The organism is Pseudoalteromonas sp. S1650 (genome assembly GCF_005887195.1).
In the GTDB taxonomy this organism is placed as follows: Bacteria; Pseudomonadota; Gammaproteobacteria; order Enterobacterales; family Alteromonadaceae; genus Pseudoalteromonas; species Pseudoalteromonas simplex.
Map to the genome: position 1 here is coordinate 82,123 of NZ_PNDF01000034.1, position 21,976 is coordinate 104,098.

Annotated in this window: 20 protein-coding genes; 13 read left to right on the forward strand and 7 right to left on the reverse strand. The window is 41.8% G+C overall.

Annotation, left to right across the window (positions count from 1 at the left end; all coding sequences use genetic code 11):
• The first annotated feature begins 20 nt into the window (after nt 1-20).
• The 3 genes from argS to CWB80_RS12100 all read left to right on the forward strand — a co-directional run bounded on the left by argS (nt 21) and on the right by CWB80_RS12100 (nt 3,605).
• Nucleotides 21-1,763: an arginine--tRNA ligase gene (argS, locus tag CWB80_RS12090; RefSeq protein ID WP_138599630.1), complete on the forward strand. Its 1,743-nt coding sequence runs from the start codon at nt 21-23 to the stop codon at nt 1,761-1,763.
• Nucleotides 1,764-2,192: 429 nt separating this feature from the next.
• On the forward strand, nt 2,193-2,831 hold the full coding sequence (pdxH, locus tag CWB80_RS12095; protein ID WP_138599631.1) for a pyridoxamine 5'-phosphate oxidase: 639 nt from the start codon (nt 2,193-2,195) through the stop codon (nt 2,829-2,831).
• Nucleotides 2,832-3,605 (forward strand): TatD family hydrolase, encoded by a 774-nt coding sequence (locus CWB80_RS12100; protein WP_054551235.1) that lies wholly within the window; start codon nt 2,832-2,834, stop codon nt 3,603-3,605.
• Here the strand turns inward: CWB80_RS12100 and CWB80_RS12105 are convergent.
• Nucleotides 3,572-4,192, reverse strand: a complete 621-nt coding sequence (locus CWB80_RS12105; protein ID WP_054551236.1) for an AhpA/YtjB family protein — start codon at nt 4,190-4,192, stop codon at nt 3,572-3,574. The two genes, CWB80_RS12100 and CWB80_RS12105, sit on opposite strands and share 34 nt — an antisense overlap.
• Nucleotides 4,193-4,317: 125 nt before the next feature.
• Here CWB80_RS12105 and serB point away from each other — a divergent pair, with 125 nt between their 5' ends.
• Nucleotides 4,318-5,337, forward strand: a complete 1,020-nt coding sequence (gene serB / locus CWB80_RS12110; protein ID WP_138599632.1) for a phosphoserine phosphatase SerB — start codon at nt 4,318-4,320, stop codon at nt 5,335-5,337.
• Here the strand turns inward: serB and CWB80_RS12115 are convergent.
• On the reverse strand, nt 5,320-7,800 hold the full coding sequence (locus tag CWB80_RS12115; RefSeq protein WP_138599633.1) for a PilZ domain-containing protein: 2,481 nt from the start codon (nt 7,798-7,800) through the stop codon (nt 5,320-5,322). The two genes, serB and CWB80_RS12115, sit on opposite strands and share 18 nt — an antisense overlap.
• A 326-nt stretch (nt 7,801-8,126) precedes the next feature.
• On the opposite strand from CWB80_RS12115, the gene radA reads away from it, so the two are divergent.
• Together radA and CWB80_RS12125 are read left to right on the forward strand one after the other, a co-directional pair.
• The gene (radA, locus tag CWB80_RS12120; RefSeq protein ID WP_054551239.1) at nt 8,127-9,512 is read left to right on the forward strand and encodes a DNA repair protein RadA; all 1,386 of its coding nucleotides are present in this window, start codon (nt 8,127-8,129) and stop codon (nt 9,510-9,512) included.
• Between the two features lie 41 nt (nt 9,513-9,553).
• On the forward strand, nt 9,554-10,486 hold the full coding sequence (locus CWB80_RS12125; RefSeq protein ID WP_138599634.1) for an aq_1923 C-terminal domain: 933 nt from the start codon (nt 9,554-9,556) through the stop codon (nt 10,484-10,486).
• A 21-nt stretch (nt 10,487-10,507) separates the two neighbouring features.
• Here the strand turns inward: CWB80_RS12125 and CWB80_RS12130 are convergent, their stop codons facing one another.
• Together CWB80_RS12130 and srmB are read right to left on the reverse strand one after the other, a co-directional pair.
• Entirely contained in the window at nt 10,508-10,846 is a 339-nt protein-coding gene (locus CWB80_RS12130; protein ID WP_054551241.1) for a BON domain-containing protein, read from the reverse strand.
• Nucleotides 10,847-11,067: 221 nt separating this feature from the next.
• Entirely contained in the window at nt 11,068-12,300 is a 1,233-nt protein-coding gene (srmB, locus tag CWB80_RS12135) for an ATP-dependent RNA helicase SrmB (RefSeq protein ID WP_055198154.1), read from the reverse strand.
• Nucleotides 12,301-12,376: 76 nt separating this feature from the next.
• Here srmB and CWB80_RS12140 point away from each other — a divergent pair, with 76 nt between their 5' ends.
• On the forward strand, nt 12,377-13,075 hold the full coding sequence (locus tag CWB80_RS12140) for a tRNA1(Val) (adenine(37)-N6)-methyltransferase (RefSeq protein WP_138599635.1): 699 nt from the start codon (nt 12,377-12,379) through the stop codon (nt 13,073-13,075).
• Between the two features lie 3 nt (nt 13,076-13,078).
• Here the strand turns inward: CWB80_RS12140 and CWB80_RS12145 are convergent, their stop codons facing one another.
• Nucleotides 13,079-13,762, reverse strand: a complete 684-nt coding sequence (locus tag CWB80_RS12145) for a hypothetical protein (protein WP_138599636.1) — start codon at nt 13,760-13,762, stop codon at nt 13,079-13,081.
• Between the two features lie 57 nt (nt 13,763-13,819).
• On the reverse strand, nt 13,820-14,254 hold the full coding sequence (locus tag CWB80_RS12150) for a hypothetical protein (protein ID WP_138599637.1): 435 nt from the start codon (nt 14,252-14,254) through the stop codon (nt 13,820-13,822).
• Nucleotides 14,255-14,358: 104 nt separating this feature from the next.
• Here CWB80_RS12150 and CWB80_RS12155 point away from each other — a divergent pair, with 104 nt between their 5' ends.
• Nucleotides 14,359-14,787: a DUF2147 domain-containing protein gene (locus tag CWB80_RS12155; protein ID WP_138599638.1), complete on the forward strand. Its 429-nt coding sequence runs from the start codon at nt 14,359-14,361 to the stop codon at nt 14,785-14,787.
• 42 nt (nt 14,788-14,829) lie between these two features.
• Here CWB80_RS12155 and fldB read toward each other — a convergent pair whose 3' ends face one another.
• The gene (gene fldB, locus CWB80_RS12160; protein WP_054551247.1) at nt 14,830-15,351 is read right to left on the reverse strand and encodes a flavodoxin FldB; all 522 of its coding nucleotides are present in this window, start codon (nt 15,349-15,351) and stop codon (nt 14,830-14,832) included.
• A 128-nt stretch (nt 15,352-15,479) separates the two neighbouring features.
• Between fldB and xerD the strand changes: the two genes are divergently transcribed.
• From xerD to lysS, 5 genes are all read left to right on the forward strand, one after another.
• The gene (gene xerD / locus CWB80_RS12165; protein WP_229677541.1) at nt 15,480-16,367 is read left to right on the forward strand and encodes a site-specific tyrosine recombinase XerD; all 888 of its coding nucleotides are present in this window, start codon (nt 15,480-15,482) and stop codon (nt 16,365-16,367) included.
• A 59-nt stretch (nt 16,368-16,426) separates the two neighbouring features.
• Nucleotides 16,427-17,161, forward strand: coding sequence for a bifunctional protein-disulfide isomerase/oxidoreductase DsbC (dsbC, locus tag CWB80_RS12170; RefSeq protein ID WP_138599639.1), 735 nt, complete (start codon nt 16,427-16,429; stop codon nt 17,159-17,161).
• Between the two features lie 76 nt (nt 17,162-17,237).
• The gene (gene recJ, locus CWB80_RS12175) at nt 17,238-18,959 is read left to right on the forward strand and encodes a single-stranded-DNA-specific exonuclease RecJ (protein ID WP_138599640.1); all 1,722 of its coding nucleotides are present in this window, start codon (nt 17,238-17,240) and stop codon (nt 18,957-18,959) included.
• A gap of 143 nt (nt 18,960-19,102) precedes the next feature.
• Nucleotides 19,103-20,201, forward strand: a protein-coding gene (gene prfB / locus CWB80_RS12180) for a peptide chain release factor 2 (RefSeq protein WP_105181232.1) whose coding sequence is annotated in 2 segments (ribosomal slippage) — nt 19,103-19,177 and nt 19,179-20,201 — 1,098 coding nt in all. Because the reading frame shifts where the segments join, the coding sequence is not laid out codon by codon here.
• Between the two features lie 26 nt (nt 20,202-20,227).
• On the forward strand, nt 20,228-21,763 hold the full coding sequence (lysS, locus tag CWB80_RS12185; RefSeq protein ID WP_054551251.1) for a lysine--tRNA ligase: 1,536 nt from the start codon (nt 20,228-20,230) through the stop codon (nt 21,761-21,763).
• Nucleotides 21,764-21,976: the final 213 nt, after the last annotated feature.

Consider the following 21,976-nt stretch of genomic DNA (forward strand, 5'->3'; position numbering starts at 1 on the left):
CCATAAAGGTAAAAATTACAATGAATATTCGTACTCTTTTAATCGACAAAGCAATTGCTGCTATGGTTGCAGCAGGGTTACCTGAAGACACTAATCCAGCGGTAACACAAAGCACACGTCCACAGTTTGGTGATTACCAAATCAATGGCGCAATGGGCGCGGCTAAAAAATTAAAATCAAACCCGCGTGAACTTGCGCAAAAAATTATTGATAACCTAGACCTTGCAGATATCGCAGAAAAAACAGAAATCGCGGGCCCTGGTTTTATCAACATTCACTTAAAGCCTGAGTTTTTATCAGCTAGCTTAAAAGCAGCAAACGAAGACGAAAAGCTAGCAGTTGCGCCACATGCAACAGCACAAAAAGTAGTTGTTGATTACTCATCACCTAACCTTGCTAAAGAAATGCACGTAGGTCATTTACGTTCAACCATCATTGGTGATGCGGTTGTTCGTGCCCTTGAGTTCCGTGGTGATGAAGTTGTTCGTCAAAACCACATGGGTGACTGGGGGACTCAGTTTGGTATGTTAATCGCGCACTTAGAAGATCAAATCAACCAAGGTGTAGACTTAGAGTCTGTAGCGCTGGCCGATCTTGAAACCTTCTACCGTGATGCGAAAAAACGCTTTGATGATGAAGAAGGGTTTGCCGACAAAGCCCGTAATTACGTTGTTAAATTACAAAGCGGCGACGCACACTGCGAAAAGCTGTGGAAGTTATTCATTGCCACTTCTGTAAAGCATTCTGAAGAAGTTTATAAGCGTCTAAACGTAACACTTACGCAAGATGACATCATGGCAGAAAGTGCTTACAACAGTGAACTTGCAAACATCATCGCACTATTGAAAGACAAAAATATTGCCGTTGAGTCTGATGGCGCACAAGTCGTGTTCTTAGATGAGCTTGCTAACAAAGACGGCGAGCCTTCAGTGTTTATCGTACAGAAATCAGGTGGTGGTTTCTTATATGCGACAACTGACTTAGCTGCTTGTGATTACCGCTCAAATAAACTGGGTGCTGATCGCATCTTAATCTTTGTAGATGCACGTCAAAGCTTACACTTCAATCAAGTTGAGCTAACCGCACGTAAAGCAGGTTTATTACGTGATGAAACAAGTTATGAGTTCTGCCCATTCGGCACCATGATGGGTGAAGACGGTAAGCCATTCAAAACACGTACTGGCGGTACCGTTAAGCTTGCTGATTTACTTGAAGAGTCAATCACTCGTGCAGCCGCTAAACTAGCTGAGCGTGAGTCAGACTTAAGCGACGAAGAGCGTAGCGAAATTGCCCGTAAAGTAGGTATTGGCGCAGTAAAATATGCGGATCTTTCTAAGCACCGTACTAGCGACTATATCTTCAACTGGGACACAATGCTGAGCTTTGAAGGTGCGACAGCGCCTTACTTACAATATGCATATACACGTGTTCGCAGTATCTTCCGTAAATCAGGTATTGATGCGGCGTCATTAACAGCAGACGTTGCAATCAACGAGCCGCAAGAAAAAGCGCTGGCACTTAAACTTCTTCAGCTAGAAGAAGTACTCGATCTAATGATCAGCGAAGCGACACCGCACGTATTATGTGGATACCTATACGAACTAGCAAGCCTATACATGACGTTCTACGAAGCATGCCCAGTTCTAAAAGAAGGCGTAGAGCCAAGTGTTCGTGACAGCCGTTTAGTACTTTGTAATTTGGTTGCGAAGACACTGAAGTCTGGCTTAGATCTTTTAGGCATCGAAGTAATGGAGCAAATGTAATCACCGTCGTATTTTAACCTAATACTGCGTTGTCAAACCGACTGACCCTAATCACATACAAAACACGTATGCTCATAGGGATAAGTCGGTTTTCCGCCTTGTCTTAGGCTAAACTACTTAGGTGAATTCTGCTTCGTGTAGTTCGCTTTGAAAGCACTCCTACACTTGCACAACGTTTAAGAGCTCGTAGGGATAAGTCGGTTTTCCGCCTTGTCTTAGGCTAAACTACCTAGGTGAACTCTGCTTCGTAGGTTGGGTAGAGCGCAGCGAAACCCAACATAAATCGCAGGCCCTAGACTCTAGGCGCTAGGGGAGTAGCTTGTAGAACCTAGCTTCGTAGGTTGGGTAGAGCGTAGCGAAACCCAACAAAATTGACAGCTCGACAACCTTGATTAATCTTTAGCTGATAGTAGCGATAGAGGGAATTTTATGAAACTTGAAGATATTCGCCGTGAATATTTACAGGATGGTTTATCTGAAGACATGCTTGATGCATCTCCAATCAAGCAGTTTGAGAAATGGCTTGAGCAAGCTGTTGCAACTAATTTGCCTGATCCGACGGCGATGGTCGTTGCAACAGTTGATGAGCATGGTCAGCCTTCGCAGCGGATTGTGCTGTTAAAGCATCTTGATGAAAATGGCTTCGTGTTTTTTACTAATACCGGCTCGCGCAAAGCGCAGGAGCTAAAAGGTAATAACAAAATTTCTCTGCATTTCCCATGGCACCACATGGAGCGACAAGTCATAGTCTACGGCGAGGCTAAACCCTTACCAACAACTGCTGTGGCTAAGTACTTTTTATCGCGTCCTAAAGAAAGCCAGTTAGCTGCATGGGCTTCTCGGCAAAGTCGTCCAGTGTCATCACGTAAGGTATTAATGGAAACATTTGCGAAAATGAAGCAAAAGTTTTCTGAGGGTGAAATTCCATTGCCTGATTTTTGGGGAGGCTATTGTGTTGAGCCTACTAAAATTGAATTTTGGCAAGGCGGAGCACACCGCTTACATGACCGCTTTATGTATCAACGCAAAGCCGATGGTAGTTGGCAGTTTGGTCGCTTAAATCCGTAAATGCGTTTTATCGATTCCCACTGTCACCTTGATTTTAGCGAATTTGATGAGACTCGCACAGAGCTCATCACAGCATGTAAGCAAGTAGGGATCGAGCACTTTATTGTGCCGGGTGTGAGCTTGGCGCAATCTACAAAACTATTATCGTTTACTAAATCAGAGCCAAGTATTTCAGTGGCTTTAGGTTTACATCCTTATTTTTTATCTGATCACCAAACTCATCATCTCGCTGAACTAGAGCAATTAGCGAAAACCCATTCAGGGCAGTTTATTGCCATCGGTGAGTGCGGCCTTGATCGGAGCATCGATAACCTCGATAAACAAACGCAGTTTTTTGAAGGACAGATAGAGCTTGCCAACCAACTCGCTTTACCACTTATTGTGCATCATAGGCAAAGCCATGATTTAATTGCTCGCTCATTTAAGCGCTGCAAACCAAAGTTTGGCGGGGTAATTCATGCCTTTTCTGGCTCAGAACAACAAGCTCAGAGTTATATAAAACAAGGATTTAAACTTGGTGTTGGTGGCGTGATAAGTTACCCGCGTGCTGCTAAAACTCGTAAAGTTATCAGCTTAATTGAGCTGCAGCATTTAGTGCTTGAAACCGACTCGCCATCAATGCCGCTGGCAGGTTTTCAAGGGCAGGTTAATACCCCGCTAAAGGTGCGCGATGTATTTACTCATTTATGTGAGCTTAAAGGCGCGACAGGCGATGCAAAGCTGCAACTAGCTGCAGAACTCTACGATTCTTGCTCTGAACTTTTCTTGATATAACGATTTATTTGCCAAAGCTTCAAGCCTCGACCTAATTGCCAAGTGAATATACAGGTGATCACCAGCATTAATAACACTTGTCGCCCTAAGTCATGGAAATTACTGTGGCTGGTTGCAATAGAAGCCTGTGTTAAATAGGTTATCGATACAAAACCAATTGGCCTTTCATTATCACTTATCACAGGCTCTACAAATGGGGTTTTAAGCTTACTTATACCGGGGGTTGAATCGGGTAATAAACCAAAGGTGTGGTGGCTTTGCCAATTATCACTGGCAGCAATTTGGATTCCTTGCTGATCGTAAATCGTTGCCGCTAACACATACTCATCTTCAGCAATGTGATTACACAACGCATTTAATTCAGGTTTATTTTTTTCTTGTAGCGGCGTTTTGGCGTTCAGTGCCATAAACTTGGTTAAGCTTATCGCTGTGCTATCAGCGCTATCATAAAGTAATTGGTGGCTTTGAAAGCTACTATTCATGGCAACCCAACTTAACAGCACAAAACAGGCTGTAGCCAAGCTTAAGCGCACAACACGTTGGCGATAAGTGGCTGAAAAGGGAATTTTAAGTTGGTTATTTTTCATAGTCACCGTATACGTTACTGACAGCATTTAATTTTGATGGTACAACATGATAACTTTAACAGCCCCTTGAGTGCGAGTGCCAAAAGCACTTCCAAGGACAGACATAAGTCTAATGTGGAGCCACTATGTCACAGCTTAGCTTAGCTGCTACACCTTCAGCAAATTTAGCTGAACAAATCAGCCTAAATAGCTGGTATAAAATTGAAAATAAACACCTTATTACAACAGACTTTACGCCAAAAGCAAATCAAGGCGTGTTCAGTATTGCTTTTGGTAATGAGCTTAATGCTGAGCAGTTACTTGCGATTAGTGATTTTTTAGCCGCGCAAGGGTTTAGTAATTTATCGCTTTGTTGTTATCAGCCAGTCGCAGACATGCCAGTAGCGTGGGGCTTTCATAGCGAAACAACAACAGTACTTAGTCCACTAGTATTAGTGGAATTTGCAAAGCAATTGGGTATTCAATTGGTGCAATTAACGGATCCGCCAACGGTAAATGAACCTGGCTTATTGCTGATGGATATGGACTCAACAGCTATTACTATTGAATGTATCGACGAAATTGCGCGCCTAGCCGATGTTTATGACGAAGTTGCAGCGGTGACCGCGCAAGCTATGGCTGGTCAACTAGATTTTGCACAAAGCTTAAAGCAGCGTGTTGCTAAGCTTGAAGGTATCGATGGTGACTTAATTGATGGCTTAAAAGCGCGTTTACCGCTGATGCCGGGGGTGAGTGAATTATGTCAATACCTAAAAGCGCATAATTGGCATTTAGCAATCGCATCAGGTGGCTTTGTGCCTTTTGCAGAGCAAGTGCAGTCACTGCTTGATTTAGATGAAGTGCATGCGAATACCCTTGAGTTCAAAGATAATCGTTTAACAGGCAAGGTCATAGGCACGATAGTTGATGCTGAGGAAAAAGCCCGTGTACTTAAACGAATCGAACAAAGGCTTACCTTAAATAACCGCCAAACTGTTGCCATGGGTGATGGAGCAAACGACTTAAAAATGATGGCTGCTGCAGGGCTTGGTGTTGCTGTGCACGGTAAACAGAAAGTAGTTGAGCAAGCACAAACAGCAATTAATGAAGGCTCATTACTACAAGTTGCCTACTTGCTTGGCCTACCATTAGATTACTCGCTTTAACCATGTTGCTTTGCGTTTACTCATTTCATTGATCAACCTTTGGTCAATATCAAAATGGGTAAGCGCTTCGTCGGTAATATCAATTATATCGCCTACGCCAGCTACTGCCCATAGCGCTTCTTCAAGATCTTTTGCTTTATGTAATGCGTACTGACTAATATATTTCAATTCATTCGCCAAATAATCAATATCAGGCCGCCCTGTGCGAGAAATGTACAGCCTGAAAATATATACTAAATCGCTTTTTAGTGCTTTTTTTACAAACAAGGTTTGTGGTTTATAGTCATCTTCACTAATACAACGACTAGTAATGGCATCGCTTATAACGGTTTTACGTGGGTCAAAGCGAACAAACAGGGTAAATGGCAGAGGTGGATCTTGGCGACTACGGTCTTTGATCAGCGGTGTGATCACTTCTGTAATTTGATCTGTCGATAAGAAACCATCGATACTAGTTGTTTCATTTAACAATCCAAAATTTTGTAATAAAACATGCAGTGGGCTTGGGTATAAGCCTTGGCCAATAGCGCCGGTTTTAAAATGCGCTGCTTCTTTATGTAAATAAAACGGAAACTGGCAAACGCTTTTAGTCACCATATTTCTTAGTGCAGTAGATAGCCCTGGAATTTTAGGGGATTCTTCACAAACACGTAGCTTGTCTTTGTTGTTATCAATTAATACCGTGAAAAACTTAATTGCCATATGCGGTAAGTCAGTAATTCGATGCACTTTTAAATTCACGGTCGTCAGTGACTTACTCACCGCCATGACTTCATAAGCAAGGTTTGTTAAATCATGCTTTTTGGTGATTTTTTGCAATTCAGGCAAGTTTAATTTAATGATATCGCCTTTTTTGAACTCAACAGGCTGGTCGAACTCAATTTGTAAGCCCATCACAGATAAATCACGGGTATGGCCTGTAATAGTTTGCTCATGGTGTTCTACACTTACAGCTGTTTTGTATAAATAGCGTTTATGAGCACGAAGGTTCACATACTCAAGCGCCACAGGCTCTAAATGAGGGGGCGTTTTATGCTTACTGTGACCGAACTGTTTAAGTTGGTTTACCGCATCTTTATTGTAATTAAGCTGTTGGTATGTTTGTTGTTCAAACTTAGTACCGATTGCGGTCAAAATAAGTAGATATTTAACATCTTTGATCAACCCTTGCACACGAGGTGTCGGTGGCTTATTTAGTTTTTCGATGTTTTTACCAGCACTGCTTGGTAGCGACAGTGGAATATACGAATCTTCCGGATGGCTTGGCATCAACTGAAGCTTAAAGCATTGCCAGCTATCTTTCTGGCTACCAAATCCTAAAAATAAATTTTTTAAGTTTGGTTGGCTATCAAGCTCAGATCGAGTTGCAGAATAATAATAAATTTTCCCGGCAACGGTATGAGTAAAAGTATATAAATACTCTTCTTTAACAGCTTCTGGAGAGCTTAGTAAGTCTCCCAATCGTTGTTGATTGATGATGCTGTACAGGCAAGACAACTTACGCTCATCACAAAAATAGCGTTGAATAAAAATATTATTTTCTGTGGTTAGCGCAAGGCTAGGATATAGCTTATCACCCTGTAGGCTTAAAAAGGTATAAAGTGAGGTAACACGAGGGATATAGTATTGCTCGTAGCCTTTTGAAACAACAGCATCTAAGGTGTTGTCGAGATTAACCTTATAGCGACGTTTGTTGCCATGGATAAAGCTTTCTAGAAACTCATCAAATTTTTCATTATTTTCAATAAAGGTACGCTTTAGGCGTATATGGTTATATTCACGAGAAACTTTCTCTACCGCTACGATCTCATATTGAATACCGTTTTTTAAACCAAGCTCAAAATCTTGCTCTAAGCCAACTAAGCGAAGACCTATTAACTGACCTTTTTTAACTTGATAACGTGGAGCTAGTTTTATTTTAGCGCCGCTCAGAGAAATATCAGACGTTGATGCTGCAACTTTGTTGTCTTTATCGAGTTCAACGGTGATTTTAATTGAGTAATTCATCCGCTCTTCGCGGCGACTCTCGTATGATGCAAACTTAATAACCTTAGCTGGCTGCTCTGTAGCGGCACTATCGTCAGCTAAAGCTTGCTCAGCGGCTTTTTTCTGCATTACCCGGTGATTGTTTTCGGTGTTCATTACCGCTTCGTAAACAGCAAGAGTATAACCACCGTGGCGTTTTATAGCATCTTCGAACACTTCAATGGCGGTATCGTCCATAAAGTGTTGTTTGCCATCATATTCGTAGGGTTTGACTTGACCAGTTACTTGACCACGTAAATCAATAAAGCGAGCTACTGGCTGAGATAAGCGTGACATTTCCATTTTAATCAAAAACTGCTCTGGCTTCGTTAAGCTAGCTGTCTTTGATTTAAATAGTTTGTCAAACTTAGGAGTGCCTAAATGCGCCTTTAGCTCTTCAACTAGGCTCTCATATTTAAGCAAAATGTCTTCAGCCATTTATAAAACCATCACCGTCTATCTAAAAAAGTAGGTATACTTGCAGGCAGTACATTATTAAAACTTGAGTAATCGCTACTTTTTTATTGTATTAGTTATTGTTATAAGTACCTGCCAAATAAATGGCAAGATTTGTAAAGTTTTATTTATAAGCAAAAAATGTGCCTTAAAGCACTTTTTATTGCGCTTATAGCTGTGTAAAAAAGCCGAACAGATTTAAGTTCAAAGGCTTCAGCTCATAAAACTACTATACATGAAATATTTAGCTAGTCAGTTTTTTAAGTTACTAATTAGTCAAAATAGAATAATTCAATAGGTAAGGCCGAATGGCAAAATCAGCAAAAATCGAATTTGTTTGCACTGAGTGCGGCATGAACTATCAGCGCTGGCAAGGGCAGTGTAAGTGCGGTGCATGGAATACACTTGCAGAATTTAAACCATCGGCAGGGCAATCAAAGCAAGCGGCAAGTCGTGCTGCAGTGGCAGGCTATGCCGGTATCGCAAGCGGTGGCTCAAAGAAAATCAACGAAGTTGCAACCACCGAGGCAGAAAAACGCCTTACCGAAATCGGTGAGTTAGACAGAGTATTAAGCGGTGGTGTAACGACAGGTTCCGTCAACATTATCTCAGGCGACCCTGGTGCCGGTAAAACGACTTTGTTGTCTGATTTAGTTGCACGTATGTCAAAGCTGATGCCGTCTTTATACTGTACAGCGGAAGAGTCTTTATCTCAGTTTAAAAACCGAGTGAATCGCTTGCGCTTAGATTATAACGAAGATGAGCTTTATTTGCTTTCTGAAACCAGTGTTGAAGCAATCATTGAAGAACTCGATAAAAACAAAATTAAATTTGCAGTTATCGATTCAATTCAGGCAGTGGTGACAGAAACGGCAAATGGTAGTCCAGGTTCACCGTCACAGGTAAAAAGTGCAGCTCAAGCATTAACGCAATACTGTAAGCAAAACGATGTAACTATGTTCATCATTGCCCATGTAAACAAAAATAACGAAATTGCTGGGCCGCAAACACTGGTACATATAGTTGATGCCTTACTGCATATTGATACTAACGATGGGCAAGTCAGAACATTGCGTGCCAATAAAAACCGTTTTGGTGACATCGACACAGTGGGTATTTTCAGAATGTGTGAACGCGGAATGCTGAGCGTTGATAACCCGAGCGAAATCTTTTTATCTGGTTCAAGCACAGAATCCCCAGGCTCAGCCATTACCTGTATACGTAAAGGTAACCGTAACTTACTACTCGAAATTCAATGTTTAACTACAGAAACCGAAGCTGAGTTCCCACAGCGGGTATGTGTTGGTTTGAACATGAACCGTATTAAGATGCTCACGGGAATTTTACGTAAACACACAAAGACAAAAATCTTTCACGACACCTTTTTTAATATTGTCGGTGGCTTAAAAATCGATGAGTCAGAGACTTGTATCGATTTAGCATTGGTTGCAGCGTTATTAAGCAGCTTGAACGAATTTGTTGTACCACGCACCACCTGTATTATGGGCGAACTTAGTTTAAATGGTGATGTAAGACCAATCGACAGCGGCGTACCTCGAGTGAAGGAGGCTGCGCAACACGGCTTTACAGAGATTTTTATTCCGCATCGCAATTACCATAAATCAATGGAAGGGCTTGGCGCTAAGATCACGCCAGTGAAAACCGTGCATGAACTATTGTCGTTAATCAACTAATGATACACTGCTAAAAATTTACACCAATTAAAGGAAATAAAATGAAAAAGTTAATTATAGCAGCGGTTGTTGCTGCGGCTGTTGGCGGTGCGTTTTACGCAAACTACGCAGCTACACAGGAAGTAAAAAAGGTCGTTGATCAGCAAATAAGTGCATTATCAGCGCAAAGTGGTGTAGATATTACTTACAATGATATTTCAGCAAATGTATTTGCTAGCAGCATGCAGCTTTCAGGGATTAAGGTTCAAAGCTATACTGGTGATGAGATGATTGCCACAATCGACAATATTGAAGTGACAGGATATGAAGTCGATGCAGTGCCGCCTCACACTGGATTTGTAATGAAGAGCTTTCGTTTTAGTGATGACTTTTTAGCGCAACTTCCTGAAAATGCGAACAATAAGTTAGCATCTGCAAGCTATGACGTAAATTCATCGCTAGATTATGATAAAGACACTGGTAGCAGTGATTTTGCTTTAAACGTTATTGCAAACCAAGTTGCTGATGTGCGTTTTAACTTAGGCCTTGCCAACTCAACGCCATTAATGGAAGCATCAATGGCAATAAGTAAAATGCAAAATGAAGCGCAAGGTGCAGAGCTGACTTTAGAGCAACAACTGCAACAGCAATCAAAAATGATGGCTGCAATGACTCAACTTGAGCCACGTAGCATTAATATGTCGATCGCCGACGAAGGTGAGCTTAAAGCAGTTGTTGATAGTTTCTTAGAAGCACAAGGTATGAGCCACGAGCAGTTCCAACAGACTGTTGCCATGCAGTTACAACAGGCGCCAGTAAGTGAAGAGCTAGCAGCTGCTATCACAAACTTCGTAAGTGGATTGTCTGAAATAACTGTGTCAGCAAGCTTACCTGAAGGAAAAACCATGATGGAGATAAACCAACAGATTATGGCGTTAATGGGGCAGCCAGAAGAATTAGCTAGCTACATTAATTTACAAGCAAGCGGTAAATAAACCTCTGTTAAATTATTAACCTTAAAGTGTCGGGTTGTTTAATGCGTTCACTTTAAGGTTATTTCTGATCTGGGTTACACCATGACTGTGCTCCAAAAATTTCTGCGCTAAAGCACGTTGAAATCCTGTTTCTGCAATTCCTTTTAATTCAACAGTATTGCCATCGATAATCACCTGAAGATGCTTAATCTTAAAATTCGGATTATTTGTTAACTTTTTCAGGGCCATTTGTTGTAGGCGAGGTTGTGCCGATGTGCTGGTTGTTAGCACGCTAGTATTGGCACTCACATTCGTTGCGCAAGCAAGTAAAAAAATACAGCTTAATAAAGTAATTACTATGGTTAATTTGAAGCGGCTCATACAATTCCCTCGTTGTTCTAGTCTGCTGTGAACTATTGCTGAACCAGTTACAATTATTATTCCATTTTTTAAGTTTTTGAATTTAATTGATTTTCTATTTTTGCCGGTCTGTATGGGTAAGAAAGTGTGAACTAATTACACACTAAATAAGTAAAAAGGGTAGGGTACAAAAATGCCGAGGCAAGCTCGGCATTTTTACTTTTATGATGTTAAAGTTAAAACTACTTTTTCTTCTTCGTTTTAGCTTTGGCTTTTTTCTTTGCCTTCATTTTTACTGGATCTTTTTTCTTCTTAGATGGGATCTTCGCTTCTTTGTGCTGTGGCTCAAGCCCTTTAATTACGCGGCGTTTAAGCTTTTGCTCAATGTAGCGCTCAACTTTACCAACAATTGCCACATCATGAGCTTCAATAAATGAAATCGCAATGCCTTTTTTACCAGCACGGCCAGTACGTCCTATACGGTGTACATATACGTCTGCGGTGCGTGGCATATCAAAGTTGATAACATGGCTGATATCAGCAACATCAATACCACGAGCAGCAACATCTGTTGCAACTAGGATATTGTTGCGGCCAGAGTGAAAGTTTTCCATCGCTTTCATGCGCTTATCTTGTGGCATTTCACCGCGTAACCAAGCAACACGAAGACCTTCGTTATTTAGCTCGCCAACCAGTGTCTCAAGGCGTTCACGAGTTTTAACAAACACAATAGCTTTATGAATGTCGTCACCATTTAACGTTTCAACCAACATTTTTAGCTTGTGGTCGTAGTCATCCGCAAGGTGAACCCATTGATGGATTTTGCCTTTTTCTTTACGTGAAGATTCGGCTTCAAGCAGTGCCGGATCGTTTAAGATTCGCTCTGCAAATAACTCAACACTGTCACCTTCAAGGGTGGCTGAGAATAAGAAACATTGACGGCGGTTACGTGCTTCATCACAAATGCGTAGCATTTCTTTACGAAAACCCATGTCTAGCATGCGGTCAGCTTCATCAAGAATAAGCATTTCAACGTTTTCAGCATGGAAGTTCTCTGTTTCGAGGTACTCCATTAAACGCCCTGGTGTGGCAATGAGAATATCGTTATTGCTTTCGAAAATTTCTCTGTGTGTCCCGTAGTTTATACCACCTGTCACAACCCCAATTTTAAGATGAGTTTGTGCTGCGAGTAATTCACATTGCTCATGAATTTGGTAAGCAAGCTCACGGGTTGGTGTCATGATCAATACGCGTGCAAAGCCAGGATCGCGACGCGGGAAATCAAGCAAGTATTGAATTGCAGGGATCAAAAACGCGGCTGTTTTACCCGTACCAGTAGGGGCAGATGCCAAAATATCACGACCTTGAAGTGCTTCAGGGATCGCTTGTTGTTGAATACTGGTTGGCGTATCAAAACCCATTTTATTAATGGCATTTAACAGCTTGTTATCGATATCAAATTCAGAAAATTGCATAGAGTGACATAAATAGAGGACAATTGAGCCTAATTATACGCGTTAACGCGGCTGTGGTGAATGAAAAGGTGAAAAAATGTCAGGCTTTGTGTTTAAACAATTTACGATAACGCAAACGCGCGCAGCGATGAAAGTATCGACCGATGGTATTTTGTTAGGGGCGTGGGCTGATGTGAGTGGTGCTAAGCACATTTTAGACATTGGTACAGGCACAGGGTTGTTGGCGTTAATGGCAAAACAAAGAATGCCTGATGCAAAAGTAAGTGCCATTGAAATTGATTCTGATGCCTGTAATGATGCTCGAGACAACTTTGCGGCTAGCCCATGGCCTGATATAAACCTTTTCGAAGGAGCTGTGCAGTCATTTAGTGCAGCAGAGCCTTTTGATGCAATCATCACCAACCCGCCGTATTTTAATGCGAGCCTAAAAGGTGAAAACCATGCTCGAAATACTGCCCGCCATACTGACGGCCTTAGCTTCAACGAATTAATAGCGACATGTACTAGGCTCAGTCATGGTAAAACGCGCTTGAATGTTATCTTGCCTTGCGTAGAGGCACAACAATTCATTGCTGTTGCAGCGCAAGCTGGCTGGTACTTAAAGCGCCATTGCTTGGTTCGCACCACCGACAAAAAGCAAGCGAGCCGAAGCCTGATGCTATTCAGCCAAAATAACGGTGAATGCGAAACAACGTCGTTAACCATACATGCAGCTGATGGCAGCTACAGCCAAGATTACAAGGAGCTATGTAAAGCTTTTTACCTAAAGATGTAATGGTTATTCAGCAATGCTCGCTTCAAGGCCATCTTCACTTAAGAGCAAGGTATATGACTGCCCATATGATGCGTCGCAGATTGAGACGGGTTCATAGACTCGCTTATCCTCATCGTTAATTCTTGATATTTTCAAGTCATCAGCGCAGTCATCAATGTGGTACCAGTAACTTAATTGATTCTGATATAAATTAACGAGTTGTTTTTCGACTTTTAAGCGAAGGTTTTCAGTTGCGAGAATACGAATCGCAAAAAAGTCATCTTTATCATCATTGGCTTTTTTGACGAGTGTTAAACGGAGCTTTTCTTCATTTTGCCAAGCAATAAAATGATAAGGTTGATCTTGAGCTACCTGATACATCTGTGTGGCTGAGTTACTTGTGTCGCTGTGATCGACTACATAAAAGGAAATACGACTACGTTCATTGTGAGCATGTGTTACATCAACGGGAGGTGATTGCGATGCAAGCGTATCAACATAGTATTCAGAGTCTTTAAATTCTTGAGCATCACCAAATAGATCAGTGTTAGCCATGTAATAATCCACTTCTAAATCAGTGGTATTAACGAGTGTGTAATTGTTCTCATACATTTCGTCGCCAAAGTTATGAGTTTCTTCAACTTCTAATTCATCACACCCTGCGAGCAAAATGCTTGCGGCAGCTATTATTGGTAGCGCACTTTTCATTGTTATTCCTTTTACAAATGAAGGAGCTGTTTAGCATACTTATAAGTTATTGTACCTTTATTGATTGTTAAATTGTACCGGTGGTTGTAATTGCATGACTTCATCAAGCTGAATTTGCTGAACATATTCAAGCTTTAATAGGGTATCTAATACAGCTTTACTGTGCGACTTTTCTATTTCGGCGCTGCAAAAATCAATAATGCTAAAGCGGCGCTTGATCAGCAGACCTTCGATGTCAGGTAAAGGATGTGTGGTTTCAATTAGCACGCGGGTCGTAGGGCAGGGATCGGCATAGCCTGAGCGTAATAACTTTTTTAAATTAAACAAGTTATCATCGAGCCGACCCAGCTCAATGGCGGCTTTAGCGCTATCAGGAATAAATAATGGCTCAGCAAAGCGATTTATTTTTATTTCGCCCGTGGCGTTAATTGTAGCTACCTGATTACTGTCGTAACTGACAATATCACCGGTAATTAATGTGAATTGACTCATTGTGTTCCCTCGCAATGTTGTGTCGATTTCAGAGCTAAGCAAAATGGTGTGTTTGCTTAAGCCCTGATATAGTGCCAAAGTCTTAAGTTTTATACGAGTTTTTTATGTTCCGTTTATCAATTGTTTTATCTACCTTATTATTTTCTCAGTTGAGCTTTGCCGCATTGACGCCAGTGGGTCTTTGGAAAACTATTGACGAAGAAACGAATGAAGCGAAATCTTTAGTACGTATCAGTGAGCAAGATGGTGTATTGGTTGGTAGTGTTGAAAAAATCCTTAACCCAGCCAAGCAAGATGCAATCTGCGAAAAGTGTAAAGGTGATAAGAAAAATCAGCCAATTTTAGGGTTACAAATTATAGAAGATGCTAAAGATGCCGGTGATGGTAGCTGGCAAGAGGGTGAAATTCTTGACCCGAACAATGGTAAAACCTATACCCTTAAACTGACGCCACAAGAACAAGGTAAGGTGCTTGAAGTACGCGGCTATATTGCATTTTTCTATCGAAATCAATATTGGCAACGCGTTGAATAACCATTAAAAAAGCCAAGCAATGCTTGGCTTTTTATTCATGGCTTACAAGCTTTCACTGTACTCAGTCATGACTTGTTCAACCCAGCTTGCGATACGTTCATCGCTGAGCTCATATTGACTGTCTTCATCAAGGGCTAGGCCAACAAATTGTTTGCCATCTTCAGTGAGTGCTTTTGAAGCCTCAAATTCATAACTTGCATCGTTAGGCCATTTGCCTAGCAAGGTAATGCTTTGATCACAAATTTCATCGTGTAACATGCCAAGTGCATCTTGGAACCACTGACCATAACCTTGTTGATCGCCCATACCAAACAGAGCCACGGTTTTGCCGTTTAGGTTAACATCTTTAATGTCGTCCCAGATTGATTCCCAATCTTCTTGCAACTCACCAAAATCCCAAGTTGAAATGCCGAAGATCACGAAATCAAATTGCTCTGCATTTTTTAATGGCTCATCTTTGATATTGTGAAGGCTCACGATGTCGTGACCAATAATATCGCGAATTTTCTCTGCCGCTATTTCTGTGTAGCAGGTTGTAGAACCATAAAATAAACCAATCTGCATCGTATTTATCACTGTGTATTTGCCTGATATGATAGGCGTAAGTTTACCGTAAGGTATAATCAATTGATACCTTGATAAGGATGAGAGTACGCGTGGCTGATAATAATTCACAAGCCCAAAAAGGTGTAATAACAGCAAATAACGCCGAACATTTAGAGTTATTTTTAGATACGCTGTATCTTGAGCAGGGAGTCAGCGAAAATACACTCGCCGCTTATCGCAGTGACCTTGAAAAGTTTTGCCAATTTTTAAAAGATAAAGACCTACTGGCTGTCCGCTCAGATGATATTGAAGCGTATTTAGCATACCGTGTTGATTTAGGACTGAAGTCGCGCAGTACAGCGCGAAGCATCAGTGCACTTAAGCGTTTTTATCAGTATTTTGTACGCGAAAAAGCCATTGCCGATTCGCCGATGGTCAATATTGCTCAGCCAAAAGCTGGGCAGTCATTACCAAAAACACTGTCAGAAGCCGAAGTCGAAGCTTTGCTTGCAGCCCCAGACATAGAAGATGCAATGGGGCTTCGTGATAAAGCTATGCTTGAGCTGTTATATGCTACTGGGCTTCGTGTTACAGAGCTAGTAGGACTCAGAATGGAGCAAATTAATTTGCGCCAAGCGGTGGTCTTTGTAAAAGGTAAGGGTAATAAAGAGCGTTTAGTTCCCTTAGGCGAAGAAGCAATGTACTGGCTTGAGCAGTTTTTAAAAGTGGGTCGTTCGCAAATGATTAAACATGCCACTGACTTTGTGTTCCCATCAAAGCGCGGGATTGGCATGACACGACAAACTTTTTGGCATCGCATCAAACACTATGCTATTTTGGCATCAGTTGAATCGCCGTTATCACCGCATACGCTCAGACACGCGTTTGCAACGCATTTGCTTAATCATGGGGCGGACCTTAGAGTCGTGCAAATGATGTTAGGTCACAGTGACTTATCAACAACACAAATTTATACCCATGTAGCGAATGAAAGATTGAAGTCGGTACACGAGCAACATCATCCACGTGCTTAGTGCAAGATTTTTAGAGATGTACCGGTCTATATAAAAAATGATCAGGATATAGGATATTTATGAAAAAGTTAGTTTTAGCCACAGCACTACTAGGCACAAGCTTAAATGTGTTTGCCAATGGCGTATCAACAACAGACGCTGCTGATGCCCCTATCATTGCTAAGTTTGCTGAATTAGGCGTAACCGTTAAGCAAATCAACCCAAGCCCAGTGGCAGGTCTTAAAGAACTAATTACTGACAAAGGTGTGTTGTACGCAAGCCCTGACGGTCAATTTCTAATGCAAGGAACACTGATTGACCTTAATAATCGAGTTAATTTAACAGAGCATGCTCTAAGTGACGTTCGTAAAGAAGGTGTTGCTGAGTACGAAGACTCAATGATCGTTTACAAAGCGAAAGACGAAAAGCATTCGATCACAGTATTTACCGATATCACCTGTGGTTATTGTCGTAAATTACACCGTGAACTTGATGACTTCTTAGACGCGGGTATCACGGTTAAATACCTTGCTTTCCCACGTGGTGGTTTACGTGGTAAAGGTTACCAAGATTTAATGAATGTATGGTGTGCTAAAGACCCTGCTGAAGCATTAACAGAAGCAAAAGCGGGTGCAGAAGTCGCTGCCGTGCCTGGTTGTAACGCACCAATTGCAGAGCACTACCAGCTAGGTCAAAGCTTTGGAATGTCGGGCACACCGGCAATTATTTTAGAAGATGGTACCATGATCCCAGGTTATCAATCAGCTGCGCAAATTAGCCAAGCGCTTGATGCTTTACCAAAAACATCTTCATAACTGATTTTTTAACGAAAAGGCCTATTTGTCGTAGGCCTTTTTTATTTGTCTTAAGCAAAGAAGTACCATTTCCGACATGGAAAAAATAATTCAAGCTCGTCCTCGTGTTGATGATTCGCATCTACCACACCATTTGCACCCTGTAATTAAGCAAATATATGCGACTCGACAGGTGCAAAGTGCCACCGAACTCGATAACAGTGCCGCGACATTACATGACTTTAAGTTGTTTAAAGATATCGACAAAGCTGTTGTGCTATTGCAACAAGCGCTAGCTGATCAAAGTCGCGTGTTAATCGTCGGTGACTTTGATGCCGACGGTGCAACCAGCACAGCAACCTTAATGCAAGGTCTTGCTATGTTCGGCTTAAAGAACCTTGATTACTTGGTACCAGACAGATTCAGCCTAGGTTATGGCCTAAGCCCCGCACTTGCTGAGCAAATAGTAACCATGCAACCCGAGCTTGTGATCACCGTTGATAACGGTATTTCATGTATCGATGGCATTGCCATTGTAAAGCAAGCAGGTATTAAGGTGCTGGTAACTGATCATCATTTACAAGGTGAAGCCCTACCAAATGCAGATGCTATCGTGAATCCGAATCGCCATGACTGTCAGTTTCCATCGAAATCGATAGCAGGCGTTGGGGTGGCTTTTTATCTGTTGATTGCTTTACGTAGCCACTTACGTGAACAAGGGTATTTTCAGCAAAATCCAATGCCAAATTTGGCTGAGTTACTTGATATTGTAGCCCTTGGTACCGTTGCCGATGTGGTCGCGCTTGATGCCAATAACCGTACCTTAGTTCATCAAGGTTTAGCACGTATTCGCAGTGGTAAAACACGCCCAGGTATCAGTGCCCTAATCGAAGTGGCAAATCGTAATGCGGCCCGTTTAAGTGCCAGTGACTTTGGCTTTTCATTAGCGCCACGCTTAAATGCAGCAGGGCGTTTAGATGATATGAGTTTAGGAATAGCCTGTTTGTTATCAAGCGATATAAACCAAGCACGCCGTATTGCCGGTGAACTCGACAGCCTCAATTATGAGCGCCGTGAAATAGAGCAGGGCATGCAAACTGAAGCACAAGCGGTGCTTGACCGTCTAGCATTTAAAACCGAGTCAGTGCCTGATGCCATTTGTTTATACCAAGCTGATTGGCACCAAGGTGTGATTGGTATTTTGGCTGGTCGCTTAAAAGAAAAGTATCACCGCCCGACGATTATTTTTGCAGCGGGTGATAACGGCGAAATAAAAGGCTCTTGCCGCTCCATTGAAGGGCTGCATATGCGTGATTTGCTTGAGCGAGTAAATACACTCTACCCGCATTTGATCAGTAAATTTGGTGGCCATGCTATGGCAGCGGGGTTGAGTATCAATGAGCAGTGTTTTACTGAATTTAAAACCGTGTTTGAGCAAATGGTGACAGACACACTCACTGAAGAGCATAAGCAAAGTATTTTACTTACCGATGGTGAATTGCCTAATGAGTGCTTTTCGATGGAGTTTGCCAACTTACTAAAAAATGCCGGCCCCTGGGGGCAGCAATTTCCGGAGCCAGTGTTTGAGCATGTATTCGAAGTAATACAGCAGCGTATTGTCGGTGAAAAACACTTAAAACTGGTTTTAAAACATCAATCTGGACGATTAGTTGACGGCATTGCATTTGGGGTTGATGTGCGTGCATGGCCAGATACCGAAGTGCGTTATGTGAAAGCGGCTTATCAACTCGATATAAATGAATTCCGTGGTAAATTCTCGTTACAGTTGATTATTCGAGAGCTACAAAAAGCGACATAAAAATATCGTTATAATCGACATAAAAGGCTAATAAAACGCTCGGTTTTTTGTTAAAATCGGGCGTTTTTAATATTTGTAGATAATTTACCGTATTTATTGTCGATATCGGTGCGCGGTAAATCAGCCATTTTGGAGTAATGTACATGTTTGAAGTGAATCCTGTGATTAATCAAATCAAGGAAATTCGCGAACGTACTGAACTGCTTCGGGGGTACCTTTGACTACCCTCTTAAGAAAGAGCGGTTAGAAGAAGTTAACGCAGAACTTGAAGATTCAGCAGTGTGGAATGAGCCAGAGCGAGCTCAAGCACTTGGCCGTGAAAAGTCGGCACTCGAAGCTATTGTTGAGACCATTGATAATCTAGTGTCTGGTACCGAAGATGTTGAAGGTTTAGTCGAGCTTGCTGTTGAAGCTGAAGATGAAGAAACCTTCGCTGAAGCCGAAGCTGAATTAGGCGATTTAAACGCCCAGCTTGAAAAGCTAGAGTTCCGTCGTATGTTCTCAGGCGACCATGATCAAAACGATGCTTACCTTGATTTACAATCAGGTTCTGGCGGTACTGAAGCCCAAGACTGGTGTAACATGCTACTGCGTATGTATTTACGTTGGGGTGAAGCAAAAGGCTTTAAAGTTGAACTGGTTGAAGCAACTGATGGTGATGTGGCTGGTATCAAGGGCGCAACTGTACGCTTTGTTGGCGAATATGCATACGGTTGGTTACGTACAGAAACAGGTGTTCACCGTTTAGTGCGTAAGAGCCCGTTCGACTCGAGTGGTCGTCGCCATACCTCGTTTGCATCGGCATTCGTTTACCCAGAAATCGACGATAATATCGAAATTGATATTAATCCGGCAGACTTACGTATTGACGTTTACCGCGCATCAGGCGCAGGTGGTCAGCACGTAAATACAACAGAGTCAGCGGTTCGTATTACTCACATACCAACCAACACTGTTGTACAGTGCCAAAATGAGCGTTCACAGCACAAGAATAAAGACCAAGCAATGAAGCAGTTAAAAGCGAAATTGTTTGAACTTGAAATTCAAAAACAAAATGCTGAGAAACAAAGCCAAGAAGATGCTAAATCTGATATTGGCTGGGGTAGTCAAATTCGTTCATACGTACTTGATGACTCGCGCATTAAAGACTTACGTACTGGCGTTGAAAACCGTAATACACAAGCGGTTCTTGACGGCGACTTAGATAAATTTATTGAAGCCAGCCTTAAATCTGGCCTATAACCACCAAGCTAAAAAAGAGCTAAAAAATGACTGATCAAATCCAAGACGAAAATAAGTTAATCGCTGAGCGTCGTGGCAAATTAGACGCAATCCGCGAAAATTGCCCAGCCAACGGTCATCCAAACCAATTCCGTCGTGAACATTACACGGCTGATTTGCAAGCTGAGTTTGGTGATAAATCGAAAGAAGAATTAGTTGCTGAGCAACATGTTGTATCAGTTGCAGGTCGTATTCTTGCAAAACGTGGTCCTTTCCTTGCGTTACAAGACATGAAAGGCCAAATTCAAGCGTACGCATCAAAAGACGTACAAAAAGAATTAAAAGCAAAATACGGTCAACTTGATATCGGTGACATCATCGGTGTTAAAGGCGCACTAAATAAATCAGGTAAAGGTGACCTTTACGTAGAAATGACAGAGTACGAGTTACTGACAAAGTCATTACGTCCGTTACCAGAAAAATTCCATGGTTTATCTGACCAAGAAACTAAATACCGTCAACGTTATGTTGATTTAATTACGAATGATGCGACACGTGAAACTTTCCGTATTCGCTCAAAAGTTGTTGAAGGTATCCGTCGTTTCTTAGCTGATCGTGACTTCATGGAAGTTGAAACACCGATGCTACAAGTGATCCCAGGTGGTGCGTCTGCACGTCCATTCGTAACACACCACAATGCACTTGATATCGACATGTACTTACGTATTGCCCCTGAACTTTACTTAAAACGTTTAGTTGTAGGTGGCTTTGAGCGTGTATTCGAAATCAATCGTAACTTCCGTAACGAAGGTTTATCAACGCGTCATAACCCAGAATTCACGATGATCGAATTCTACCAAGCATATGCGGATTACATTGACCTGATGAACATTACTGAAGACATGTTACGTACTGTTGCGACAGACGTACTTGGTTCACCAATTGTGGTAAACACAACGAAAGATGAAAATGGTGAAGTTGTTGATTCAGTAGAGTACGACTTTGGACAACCTTTTGCTCGTTTAACAATGAGCGAGGCTATCCTTAAGTACAACCCAGACTTTGATGCTGCGGTATTTAATGACCCTGAAAACCATTTTGAAGAACTTAAAGCGTACGCAAAGCAAGTACACGTTAAGATCCCAGAAAACTGCGTATGGGGCCCAGGTAAGTTCTTGTGTGAAATCTTCGAAGAGACTGCTGAGCATAAGTTAATTCAACCAACTTTCATTACCGCTTACCCGTGGGAAGTGTCTCCACTTGCGCGCCGTAACGATGAAAACCCATTTGTGACTGACCGTTTTGAATTCTTCGTAGGTGGCCGTGAATTAGCAAATGGTTTCTCTGAGCTTAACGATGCACAAGATCAAGCTGAGCGTTTTGCTCGTCAAGTTGAAGAGAAAGACGCAGGTGATGATGAAGCAATGCACTACGATGAAGATTACATTCGTGCGTTAGAGTACGGCTTACCACCAACAGCGGGTGAGGGTATTGGTATCGATCGTCTAGTGATGTTATTTACTGACTCACCAACAATTAAAGACGTGATCCTATTCCCACACATGCGTCCTCAAGCTGACTAATCAGCTAAATGTTCTGAAAACGCCGCTTTTTAGCGGCGTTTTTGTTATCAGAATTTTCTGATTTTTATTGCTCTCAATTTTTATATTTAATTGTAATTAGCTGATCTAAAAGAAAATGCTGAATTATACCATTCCGCATAAAGATTAAATCAATTTAATCCATTCCCGATTGCACATTTTCTTCACTCGATTCGGGATTGAAATAAAGTGATT

Excerpts from the sequence above, each read along its gene's own strand:
- argS (WP_138599630.1), top strand. The coding sequence starts at position 21 with ATGAATATTCGTACTCTTTTAATCGACAAAGCAATTGCTGCTATGGTT.
- pdxH (WP_138599631.1), top strand. The coding sequence starts at position 2,193 with ATGAAACTTGAAGATATTCGCCGTGAATATTTACAGGATGGTTTATCT.
- CWB80_RS12100 (WP_054551235.1), top strand. The coding sequence starts at position 2,832 with ATGCGTTTTATCGATTCCCACTGTCACCTTGATTTTAGCGAATTTGAT.
- CWB80_RS12105 (WP_054551236.1), bottom strand. The coding sequence starts at position 4,192 with ATGAAAAATAACCAACTTAAAATTCCCTTTTCAGCCACTTATCGCCAA.
- serB (WP_138599632.1), top strand. The coding sequence starts at position 4,318 with ATGTCACAGCTTAGCTTAGCTGCTACACCTTCAGCAAATTTAGCTGAA.
- CWB80_RS12115 (WP_138599633.1), bottom strand. The coding sequence starts at position 7,800 with ATGGCTGAAGACATTTTGCTTAAATATGAGAGCCTAGTTGAAGAGCTA.
- radA (WP_054551239.1), top strand. The coding sequence starts at position 8,127 with ATGGCAAAATCAGCAAAAATCGAATTTGTTTGCACTGAGTGCGGCATG.
- CWB80_RS12125 (WP_138599634.1), top strand. The coding sequence starts at position 9,554 with ATGAAAAAGTTAATTATAGCAGCGGTTGTTGCTGCGGCTGTTGGCGGT.
- CWB80_RS12130 (WP_054551241.1), bottom strand. The coding sequence starts at position 10,846 with ATGAGCCGCTTCAAATTAACCATAGTAATTACTTTATTAAGCTGTATT.
- srmB (WP_055198154.1), bottom strand. The coding sequence starts at position 12,300 with ATGCAATTTTCTGAATTTGATATCGATAACAAGCTGTTAAATGCCATT.
- CWB80_RS12140 (WP_138599635.1), top strand. The coding sequence starts at position 12,377 with ATGTCAGGCTTTGTGTTTAAACAATTTACGATAACGCAAACGCGCGCA.
- CWB80_RS12145 (WP_138599636.1), bottom strand. The coding sequence starts at position 13,762 with ATGAAAAGTGCGCTACCAATAATAGCTGCCGCAAGCATTTTGCTCGCA.
- CWB80_RS12150 (WP_138599637.1), bottom strand. The coding sequence starts at position 14,254 with ATGAGTCAATTCACATTAATTACCGGTGATATTGTCAGTTACGACAGT.
- CWB80_RS12155 (WP_138599638.1), top strand. The coding sequence starts at position 14,359 with ATGTTCCGTTTATCAATTGTTTTATCTACCTTATTATTTTCTCAGTTG.
- fldB (WP_054551247.1), bottom strand. The coding sequence starts at position 15,351 with ATGCAGATTGGTTTATTTTATGGTTCTACAACCTGCTACACAGAAATA.
- dsbC (WP_138599639.1), top strand. The coding sequence starts at position 16,427 with ATGAAAAAGTTAGTTTTAGCCACAGCACTACTAGGCACAAGCTTAAAT.
- recJ (WP_138599640.1), top strand. The coding sequence starts at position 17,238 with ATGGAAAAAATAATTCAAGCTCGTCCTCGTGTTGATGATTCGCATCTA.
- lysS (WP_054551251.1), top strand. The coding sequence starts at position 20,228 with ATGACTGATCAAATCCAAGACGAAAATAAGTTAATCGCTGAGCGTCGT.